The 11,039-nt window shown below is 27.5% G+C and carries 10 protein-coding genes; all 10 read left to right on the top strand.

Annotated features, from left to right (window positions below; all coding sequences use genetic code 11):
* Positions 1-442, top strand: a 442-nt coding sequence (locus AC07E4_RS11620; RefSeq protein WP_478216480.1) for a transposase, incomplete at its 5' end; no start/stop codon positions are given.
* A 291-nt stretch (positions 443-733) separates the two neighbouring features.
* Entirely contained in the window at positions 734-1,927 is a 1,194-nt protein-coding gene (locus AC07E4_RS11615; RefSeq protein ID WP_478216479.1) for a bifunctional 3,4-dihydroxy-2-butanone-4-phosphate synthase/GTP cyclohydrolase II, read from the top strand.
* 22 nt (positions 1,928-1,949) lie between these two features.
* Complete coding sequence (gene ribH, locus AC07E4_RS11610) at positions 1,950-2,411, top strand: 6,7-dimethyl-8-ribityllumazine synthase (RefSeq protein ID WP_034439067.1); 462 nt, start codon at positions 1,950-1,952, stop codon at positions 2,409-2,411.
* Positions 2,412-3,059: 648 nt separating this feature from the next.
* On the top strand, positions 3,060-3,707 hold the full coding sequence (locus AC07E4_RS11605; protein WP_430829498.1) for an HAD family hydrolase: 648 nt from the start codon (positions 3,060-3,062) through the stop codon (positions 3,705-3,707).
* Between the two features lie 288 nt (positions 3,708-3,995).
* Entirely contained in the window at positions 3,996-4,319 is a 324-nt protein-coding gene (locus tag AC07E4_RS11600) for a PadR family transcriptional regulator (protein ID WP_034439064.1), read from the top strand.
* A gap of 4 nt (positions 4,320-4,323) precedes the next feature.
* Entirely contained in the window at positions 4,324-5,169 is an 846-nt protein-coding gene (locus AC07E4_RS11595) for a DUF1700 domain-containing protein (RefSeq protein WP_051539927.1), read from the top strand.
* On the top strand, positions 5,156-6,313 hold the full coding sequence (locus tag AC07E4_RS11590; RefSeq protein WP_034439063.1) for a hypothetical protein: 1,158 nt from the start codon (positions 5,156-5,158) through the stop codon (positions 6,311-6,313). The genes AC07E4_RS11595 and AC07E4_RS11590 overlap by 14 nt, the downstream gene beginning before the upstream one ends.
* A gap of 283 nt (positions 6,314-6,596) precedes the next feature.
* Complete coding sequence (locus AC07E4_RS11585; protein ID WP_478216478.1) at positions 6,597-7,178, top strand: alpha-NAC protein; 582 nt, start codon at positions 6,597-6,599, stop codon at positions 7,176-7,178.
* Positions 7,179-8,373: 1,195 nt separating this feature from the next.
* Entirely contained in the window at positions 8,374-10,239 is a 1,866-nt protein-coding gene (locus AC07E4_RS11580; RefSeq protein WP_430829495.1) for a type IA DNA topoisomerase, read from the top strand.
* A 176-nt stretch (positions 10,240-10,415) separates the two neighbouring features.
* Positions 10,416-10,976: a histidine phosphatase family protein gene (locus tag AC07E4_RS11575; protein WP_430829494.1), complete on the top strand. Its 561-nt coding sequence runs from the start codon at positions 10,416-10,418 to the stop codon at positions 10,974-10,976.
* Positions 10,977-11,039: the final 63 nt, after the last annotated feature.

The raw sequence follows: 11,039 nt of genomic DNA, 5'->3' as shown, positions 1-11,039 counted from the left end.
ATTTGATAGAAGTATATTAGCATATGATATGTCACTTTCTGCTAATGCAGAGCAAGCTAAGATTGTGCTAATAAAGGCTCTTTATAATAGAGGTATTAAAGGAAAAACATCTGAATTAACAATTCGCACAGATAATGGTTCACAATTCATAGCTAGTAAATTTGAAAAATTGTGTATTCAAGAGAATGTAATACATGAAAGAATACCTGTTCATAGTCCTAATTACAATGCTCATATAGAGTCATACCATAGATATTTACAACAAGAATGCCTTGCCGGCAGGCTGTTTAAAAATTTAAAAGATGCAATTAACACTATTGAAAAATACGTAGATAACTATAATTTTAAAAGAATACATTCTTCGGTTGATTATAGAACCCCAAATGAGTTCTATAATCTAAAAAATAGTAATTTTAAGAATAAGCTAGTAATTAGCATTTAGAGTCTACTTTTATGGGGCCAATCCGATGCAAAAATTGGATTTCCAATTTTAAATAATGATTTTTTATTAAATTTGCAGAGCAAATTAGTTGAAAACAATATAAAAACTTAGTTTTTAGGTATTTCTATTTTAAATATTATGAATGAAATGAGTAATAAATTGTAATATTTCTAGTATCATTTGAGAAAGAGATTATTTTGAATTTTAGATTGGAACCCTATATAAACAATTATATTGAAATGACTAATTAAAAAATAAATTAAATATTGAAATTTTACAGGGGGAATAGTAATGAAAAATTTTAACACAATTGAGGAAGCTATAGAAGATATAAAGAATGGAAAAATGTTAATTGTAGTTGATGATGAAGATAGAGAAAATGAAGGAGATCTTTTAATGGCAGCTGAAAAAGCAACAGGTGAAGATATAAATTTCATGGCTAAGTTTGGAAGAGGATTGATTTGTACACCTATGAGTATAGAAATGCTTAATAATTTAAAAATAAACCCAATGGTTGAAAAAAACACAGATAACCATGAAACAGCATTTACAGTTTCAGTAGATGCCATAACTACAGATACAGGCATATCAGCATTTGAAAGAGCGGAGACAATAAAAATGCTGATAGATGAAAATTCAAAAGCAGAAAACTTTAGAAGACCAGGACATGTATTTCCGTTAGCAGCTAAAAATGGGGGAGTATTAAAAAGAGCAGGACACACAGAAGCAGCAGTAGATTTAGCAAATTTGGCAGGATTAAAAAAAGCAGGAGTAATATGTGAAATCATGAGTGATGATGGACATATGGCAAGAACAGAAGAACTTATGAAATTTAGTGAAGAACATAATTTAAAGATTATAACAGTTGCAGATCTTATAAAGTATAGAAAAGAAAGAGAGAAATTAGTAGAAAGAGTTGTAGAAACAGAAATGCCTACTAAATATGGAAATTTTAAAGCAATAGGATATGTAAATAAACTTAATGGAGAACACCATGTAGCCTTAGTAAAGGGAGATATAAAAAAGGATAAACCAGTACTTGTAAGAGTTCATTCAGAATGTTTAACAGGAGATGCATTTGGTTCAAGAAGATGTGATTGTGGAGAGCAGTTTGCAGAGGCTATGAGAAGAATTGAAGATGAGGGATGTGGAGTTCTTTTATATATGAGACAAGAAGGAAGAGGTATAGGTCTTATAAATAAACTGAAAGCATATAAGCTTCAAGATGAAGGAATGGATACAGTAGATGCAAATATTGCATTAGGATTTCCTGTAGATCTTAGAGATTATGGTATAGGAGCTCAAATATTAAGTGATTTAGGTGCAAGTAAATTAAAACTAATGACTAATAATCCACAAAAAATATTAGGACTTAAAGGACATGGAATTGAAATAGTAGAGAGAGTTTCAATAAAAATGAATCACAATGAAAAAAATGAATTTTATTTAAAAACTAAAAAAGAAAGATTACATCACATACTTTAAAGAATTAAGGGGAGAGATAAATATGAATATATTAGAAGGAAAGTTAATAGCAGAAGGATTAAAAATAGGAATTGTAGTTGGAAGATTTAATGAATTTATAGGTTCAAAACTTTTAGGTGGTGCATTAGATGGGCTTAAAAGACATGGAGTGCAAGATGAAGATATTGATGTTGCTTGGGTGCCAGGAGCTTTTGAAATTCCACTTATAGCAAATAAAATGGCTAAAAATGAAAAATATGATGCGGTTATTTGTCTTGGAGCTGTAATAAAAGGTTCTACACCACATTTTGATTATGTTTGTTCAGAAGTATCTAAGGGAGTTGCAAATGCTTCATTAAATACAGAAAAACCAATAATATTTGGAGTTTTAACTACAAATAGCATAGAAGAAGCTATAGAAAGAGCTGGTACAAAATCAGGAAATAAAGGATTTGATGCAGCATGTACTGCAATAGAAATGGCAAATCTTATAAAAAATATGTAATAGACAGTTAAAAAGGGGGGATTTTAGCCCTCCTTTAAAAATGCGTTAAATACGCCATTTTAAGATAGTGCAATATAAGTCAAAGTATTTATAGAAGTTTGGAAATTTTTTTCTCATAAAAAAGCCCCCTTTTATATAAAAAAAATTAACATACTCAATTTTAAACTTGAGTATGTTTAAATATTAGATTATTAATGGGATTTTGTAATTAAAAATGAATATGAATTCAAATTTTTGATACACTCGAAAACTAGTAAGCCAATTTAGCAATAAATTTATTCAATTAATCCTAGAATTAAAGGATGCAAACCATGTAAGAATTCCTTGGTAACATGGCTTATTAGGCTATGTCATGTATCCTGTAATAAAATTTTTTAGTGATTAAGTTAATTATATAGCAAGTAAAAATATTTTGTGAAAAAATACAAAAAATTTACATAATAGAAAACATATGTTTTAAAATTTAAGATAAAGTTTCTTAAGTTAACAATTTATTTCAATGTAAAATTTGTAATTTAAAGTTTTAACCTTTAGTACATTTTGTAGTATAATGTAGGAAGCCAAAGCTAAAAACTAAGTTATTCATGTTTTATTAAGAATTTATAGTGAATTAACTAAAAAATAATTATTATAAGGAGTATTAGATTTATGAATTTTGATGCATTAGTTTTAGATTTTGATGGTACTATAGCAGATACTAATGAGAGTATAGTACTAACAATGAGGGATACACTAAAGTATTTTGGAAATGATGATATAAGTGATGAGAATATTACAAGACTTATAGGACTTCCTTTATATCAAATGTTTAAAAGTATTGATGGATTTAAAGAAGAAAATGTAGATAAGGCTGTAAATGAGTACAAGCTTAGATACAAAAATATATGTAAAAATACTGTTACATTATTTGATGGAGTAAAAAGCACTTTAGAATATTTATATAAAAAAGGTGTAAAGCTTACAATAGCCACTAGTAGAGGAAGAGATACTTTAGTTCTATTTTTAAAAGAATTAGGAATAGAAGAATTTTTTACATTTATTGCTTGCTGTGAAGATGTAGAAAAACATAAACCAGCGCCTGATGTTGTAAATTTAGTTCTTGAAAATATAAATATATGTAAAGAAAGAGCATTAGTCATAGGAGATACTATCTATGATGTTGGTATGGGAAATAACGCAGGATGTCATTCTTGTGCTGTAACATATGGAAACAATACATTAGAAGAGCTTAAAACATCAAATCCAACATACATAATAAATAAATTCGAAGAGTTAATAAAGATAGTTGAATGTTAATAATTATTGAAATATGAAAAAATTAAATTAAAAAAATTTAAAAAGGGTATTGTGTATTGCATAGTAGTATGATAATATAAGTTCATAAGGTGCTGTGCATTACACAGTACCTATAAAAAAATAAGCTACTATGTATTACCAAGTAGATTATATATGAATATTAATTGCTGAAATAGCTAAAATATATATAAGTATTTAGGTTATTTCTTAAATTAAACATGAGTACTATGCAATACACAGTATAGAGAAACAAAGGAATTATTATCTTTAAAAGATGGGAGGATTAATATGAGTACTCAATTAAGAAAAGGAGTGCTGGAGATATGTGTTTTAACTTTAATAAATGACAAAGATATGTATGGATATGAAATTGTAGATAGTATTTCTAGAGTTATGGATGTAAAGGAAAGTACAATTTATCCATTGCTTAGAAGACTTACAGCAGAAGGCAATTTTGAAACTTACATTCAAAAAGCACAAGGTGGTCCAGACAGAAAATATTATAAAATTACTGAAGAAGGAAAGAAAAATTTAAAGAATATGGTAGATGAATGGGATAGATTTGTAGAGGATGTAAACTTTATTTTAGAAAGATATAGGAAGGAGTGCTAAAAAAATGAGTAAAAATGAATTTTTAGATATATTAAGAGATTATTTAAAAGATAGTTTTAGTCAAAGTGAAATTTTAGATATATTAAGAGATTATGAAGAATTTTTCTTAAATGGAGAGTTGGAGGGAAAAAGTGATGAAGAAATAATAGCATCATTAGGTTCACCAAAAACTATAGCTCAGGATTTAAAAGAAGAAATGAAAAGAGAAAATAGAGGTTCAAATAGGGATAAAGATTATAAAGATGAAGCTAAAAAGGTATGGGAAAAAACAAAAGAGACAAGTAAAAAAGGATTTCAAAAGAGTAAAGAGTTTTTAAACTCTAATGATATAATAAATGAAAAAATTCCTACTTGGGGAGTTAAAGCTATTCTTATAATTTTAAGTTTGCTTTTAATAATACCATCAATAATGGTTATAGGTTCAGTAATTGGAGCAGGATTAGGTCTTGTAGGCCTTTCAGTTTTAGATATGATAGGATATGCATTATCATTTCCAGCAATGGCAGCTAATTTTTATTTAGGATTATTTGGATTCTTTATATCTTTAGCAGGAACTGGTGTAATAATTGCTTTATGGACTATATACGTAAATGTTGTTATTTTAATAAAAAGATTATTTACAAAATATGTAGCATGGATAAAAACAAAAAAAATGTATATAAGAGTTAAAGAAAATAAAAATAGCAACAGAGAATCAAGTGAAAATGAAGTAAGAGTTAATGTAAATGAAGAAAGAAAAGAAGAAGAAAATAATGAAAAAGAAGATACAATTGTATATTTAGAAGAAAGTAAAATAGTAGAAGTTGAAAACTTTGAAGAGAAGGAGGCTGGAGAAGATGAAGAAAAGTAAAGTGGCACTTATAATAGCAGCTATTTTAGTAGGAATTGGAACTGTTGGAGCTATAGGTTCAGGAGTAGTAGCTGTTCCAACTGTTATAAATGAAGTTGAAGATGCAAGAATTAAATATAAACAAAATCAAGGTGAAGAAATTTACAAATCACAGGACCTAATAGAAAACTTAGATATAAATTCTGTTGGTGGTGGTATATCAACAGTAGAGTTAAAGAAAAGCGATGATAATTTGTTTAAAATAAAAGCATATAATTCACAGTTTCAAAATATAGATATAGATACAAAATATGATAGTGAAAAGAAAACTTTAAATTTAAATACAAATTTAAAATCTCAAAGAAGATTTCTAAGTGGTGAAGGGAACTTCTTTAAAAGATTATATGATGGACTTATATATTCTGTAGTTTACGATGGGGAAATATCTAAAATTACAGTAGAAGTTCCAAAAGGTATAAATGTAAGTTTAAATGCTGAAGGACACGTATCATTAATAACAGAAGATGCAAGTACTTTAAAAGACACACTAAAGTATAAAAGTTACTCAGGATATTGTGATTTACCTAAGGTTAATAACTTAAAGAATATAAATATACAAACAAATTCATATATTTCAATGGATTTTAAAGAGCTAATTAATGCTGAGAATATAGAAATATTTGCAGACAATATAGATATATCAACTAATGGGTTATTAAGTGATTATAAAGACGTTAAAAAGTTACCGAGTAATGTAACATTAAAAGCTAGTAGTGTTAAAGTAAAATCATATATGCCTATAGGACAAAATGTTAATATAAATACAAATAATTATTTTGAAATTGTGACAGATATACATGATTACAATGTTAATGGTAAAATAGAAATGAAAAATCCAGAACACTATAATGATCATGATTATGATGACTATGATGATTATAATGATTATGATGACAGAGATGATAGAGATGACAGAAAAAATAATAATTATTTTAATCACTGTATAAAAGGTCTTAATATACAAGCTAAGGACAACAAATTTGAAGGCCAAATTTCAAATGGAACTATTGGAAAGTATAACATGAATATAACTTCTAATGGTGGAGGAAGATTTGAAAATATTACAAGAGAAAGTTTAGAAACTGAATTAATGATGCATAGATAAAAGCTTCTTTTAAAAGAGGCTTTTTTCTTTGTACAAAAGTTTAGAATAATGAAATTACTATAACAAAATTAAAGATTATTACGATATTAAATATATGGAAATAAAACATAAATTAATAAGATTTTCTAATTTAAACTTTAAAGAAATACTCATTAAATAATTCATGTTTCTTGATGAATGAAAAAAATATTTCAATTGTCAACGGGCTCTAAATACAAAACTAAGAATTAAATATAAAGTTAAGATTATCTAATAATAAATGATGTTAAGGGAGTGATAATAAATGATTTCAAATTTAGGAAATAAAAATTTATTCTTTATAAAGAATAATAATGATAAAAAAAGTAGCACAATAATTACGGAAGATATAAGAGCAATTAAGGATAAGTTGGCAGCAGGAATGAAAGTTGATGATTTATCAGATGAAGAGTATGGAAAGTTAAATATGTTTGAAAAAGCAGAAAATGCAGCATTTTGGCAAGAAATAACTGAAGAAATGAGCAAAGCTGAGAGAATAGCAGTTAAGGTTGCTAAAGGTGAAAAATTATCAGAAGAAGAAGAACGTTTTATAAATGAAAAATATCCAGATATGAAAAGAGAAGCAGAACAAGCTAAAAAAGAAGGAGAAGATTTAAAAGAAAGACTTAAAGGAGCTAAAAGCACCAAAGAAAGACAGCAAATTATAGCCATGGCAATGAGCAGCGTATCTGAGATGGCTTTAAAAGGAGGAATTTCTGACATTCAACTTCGTATAAAAATTGCAGCCATTGAAAAAGCTAAAGAAGACTCAGAAAAAGGAGATGGTGAAATTAGCATAAAAAATGTTAATTTGAAAGAAGGAACATTCCTAAATAAATTAGTGTAAATTATAAATAATATAAAAAGTAACAACATGTAATATTAAAGTCTTGTCTACATTTTATATGGGAATATATTTTAAAAGTAATATAATAAAAAACGTTATGCAAGAATGAATTCTCGCCTACAAAGGGTGGGAATTCAATTTAATTATCCCTCGTAGCCGAGACTTTAGTCTTGGTGCTCTTTGATATGGGAATACATTAAAAAAACAATATACGTAAATTTAATCTATACACCGTAGCTGAGGTTTTAACCTTAGCGGATTATGGTGCAGATATAAAATGATAAATAGTGTATATAAAAAGCGTTATGCAAGAATGAATTCTCGCCTACAAAGGTTGGAAATTCAATTTAATTATCCTTCGTAGCTGAGACTTTAGTCTTGGCGATCTTTGATTTGGGAATACATTTTAAAATGATATATTAAATAACGTTTTGTAAGGTTAAAACATCGCCTATTTTATTGATTGAAAATTGAAAATGTAAAAATATAATATTTGATGGTTAATTGATTCATTTTAAATTTGTATTAATTACATAAATTTAATCTATACACCGTAGCTGAGGTTTTAACCTTGGCAGATTATGGTATGGGTATAAAATAACAAATAGTGTATATAAAAAGCGTTATGCAAGAATGAATTCTCGCCTACAAAGGTTGGGGATTCAATTTAATTATCCCTCGTAGCCGAGACTTTAGTCTTGGTGGTCTTTGATATGGGAATACATTAAAAAAACAATATACGTAAATTTAATCTATACACCGTAGCTGAGGTTTTAACCTTAGCGGATTATGGTGCAGATATAAAATGATAAATAGTGTATATAAAAAGCGTTATGCAAGAATGAATTCTCGCCTACAAAGGCTGGAAATTCAATTTAATTATCCTTCGTAGCCGAGACTTTAGTCTTGGCGATCTTTGATATGGGAATATATTTTAAAAGTAATATATTAAATAACGCTTTGCAAGGTTAAAACCTCGCCTACAAAGGGTGGGGATTTTCTTTAATTACCCTCGTAGCTGAGGTTTTAACCTTAGCGGACTGGGATGCGGATAAAAAATTTAATGAATATGGAAAGAAAATTTTAAAAATAGGATAATACTATAATATGTGATATAATGTAAAAACGTAGATTTAATAAGTCTAAAAAGAAGTATTTATTGTCTTAAATAAATTAAATAACAAGTGGTGATAAGATGAAAAGTGTTATATTAGCTGAAAAACCTTCAGTTGCTAGAAATATAGCTGAAGCATTAAAATGCAGAGGTAGAAAAGATGGATATATAGAAGGCGAAGACTATATAATAACTTGGGCATTTGGACATTTATTAACATTATATGATTGTAAGGATTATGACAAAGCATTAGCATTATGGAGCTTTGAAAATTTCCCATATATACCAAGTGAATTTAAATACAAAGTTAAGCCCGATGATAAAAATAGAAATAAAGAAGACAGTGGTGCAAAAAAGCAACTTTCAATAATAAAAAATCTTATTGAAAGAGATGATGTAGATAGAATTATCTGCGCAACAGACTATGATAGAGAAGGAGAGCTTATTGCACTATTAATATTTGATTACATAAAAGCTACAAAACCAATATATAGAATACTTATAAATGAATGGACAGAAGATGAAGTAAAAAGAGGTCTTGAAAATTTAAAGTCAAACGAAGAAATGAAAAGTCTTCAGGATGCAGGTCTTAGTAGACAGCTTACTGATTGGGTTATAGGAATAAATTTCACATCTGTAGCAACTATGAAATATTGTAGAGGAAAAGGTAATCTTTTAAACATTGGAAGAGTACTCATGCCTACATTAAAAATGGTTTATGATAGAGATATGAAAATAGATAAGTTTAACTCAGAAAAGTTTTATGAGCTTTATTGTGAATTTGAAAATGATAATGGAAGTTATAAAGGAAAGTTTTTTCATGAGAAGTTAGATAAATTTAAAAATAAAGAAATGATGGAAAAACTAAGAAAAGAAATAGATGGAAAAGAAGGAACAGTTATAGAGAAAAAAGTTGAGGTGAAAAAGGAAAATGCAGGCCCACTTTTTAACTTAACAAACCTTCAAGGATATGTAACAAGTAAATTTAAAGGATATACAGCAGACAAAGTATTAAAAGTTTGTCAAAGTCTTTATGAGAAAAAGTATATAACTTATCCTAGAACATCAAGTACTGCACTAGAAGAAAGTTTAAAAGACAAGGCAAAAAAAGTTTTAGATACTCTAAAAAAAGGATTGCCATTTGAAGATGAAATAAAGTTTTCTGTGACTAAGAAAGTATTTAACAATGCAAAAGTTGAAAGCCACAGTGCCATAATTCCAACATATTTAATACCTAAAGATTTAAATAAAGAAGAAAGAGAAGTCTATGATTCTATAAAAAATAGATTTATAGCTCAATTCATGGCAAGTGCTGAGTTTGAACACACAGAAATAATAACCTGTGTAAAAGGTGAAAACTATGATAGGTTATTTTCATCAAAAGGAAAAATTCTTAGAAGAGAAGGATATTTAAAAATAGAAAAATATAATGGAAAAGATGAATTGCTTCCTAAAATTGAAAAGGACGAAGTAGTTCAAATGGTTAGTATAAAAGTTGAAGAAAAGAAAACTAAACCACCAGCTCATCATACAGAAAAAACACTTCTAAAAGCTATGGAAACTTGCGGAAAAAGTAGTAATAATAATGATGATAGTGAAGAAAAAGACACATCATTAGTTCTTGCAGGATATTCAATAGGAACTGCTGCTACAAGAGCAGAAACAATAAACAAATTAAAGTATGCAGGATATATATCATCAAAAGGTAAATCACTTTTAATAACAGAAAAAGGTAAAAGATTAATACAAACATTTCCTATAAAAGAGCTTTTAGACACAGACTACACAGGTAGAATGGAAAAAGCTTTAGCTGATATGGAAAAAGGTAAATTTGATAAAAAACAATTTTTAGATTATATATATAAGTTTACTAAAAATGGTGTTGATAAAATGAAAAAGCATAGAGCTGAATTAATATGTGACACTAGAGAAACTAAAACTGAATAAAGTTATAATGAAAATTCCTTGCTGTAATTGTAGTGAGGAATTTTTATTTAATTTGAAAGGAGATATTTTATTTGGTAAAATAAATAATGTAAAATTTGGTATAAGATTCATAGAAAAATACATATATATTAAATAAACTAGTATTTTTTTATGCTAAAAATGGGGAGGAAATAAGAATGACTACAATATATTTTGTTAGACATGCTGCACCAGATTATTCTGTACATGATGATTTAATTAGGCCATTAAATGAAAACGGCATAGAAGGTAGCAAGAAAGTAAGGGAGTTTCTTAGTGACAAAAATATAGATAAGATTTACTCTAGCCCACTTAAAAGGTCTATAGATACAGTAAAGCCATTTGCTGATAAGGTAGGATTAAGTATTGAAACTATAGATGATTTAAGAGAAAGAAAAATCTCAGATTGTTGGCTAGAGGATTTTGATGGTTTTGCAGAAAAGCAATGGAGTGATTTTGAATATAAATTGGAAAATGGTGAATGCTTAAGAGAAGTTCAACAAAGAAATATAAGTGTTTTAAGCAATATATTAGAAAATAACTTTGATAAAAACATAGTAATAGCAACTCATGGAACAGCACTTTCTACTATAGTAAATTACTATAATAATAAATTTGATTATAATGAATTCTATAGAATAAAAGCTATAATGCCATGGGTTGTATGCATGAAATTTCAAGGTAAAGAATTAATATCTATAGAAGAAACTAGTTTCTAATATAGGAATACAAGCTGAAAAATACAATTATTTAAATATTAAATGAGAATAATGTTAGTAAAG

The sequence above is a fragment of the Clostridium amazonense genome (genome assembly GCF_056431285.1).
The sequence above is the reverse complement of the archived record's forward strand: the minus strand, read 5'-3'. Positions and strand labels throughout refer to the sequence as shown.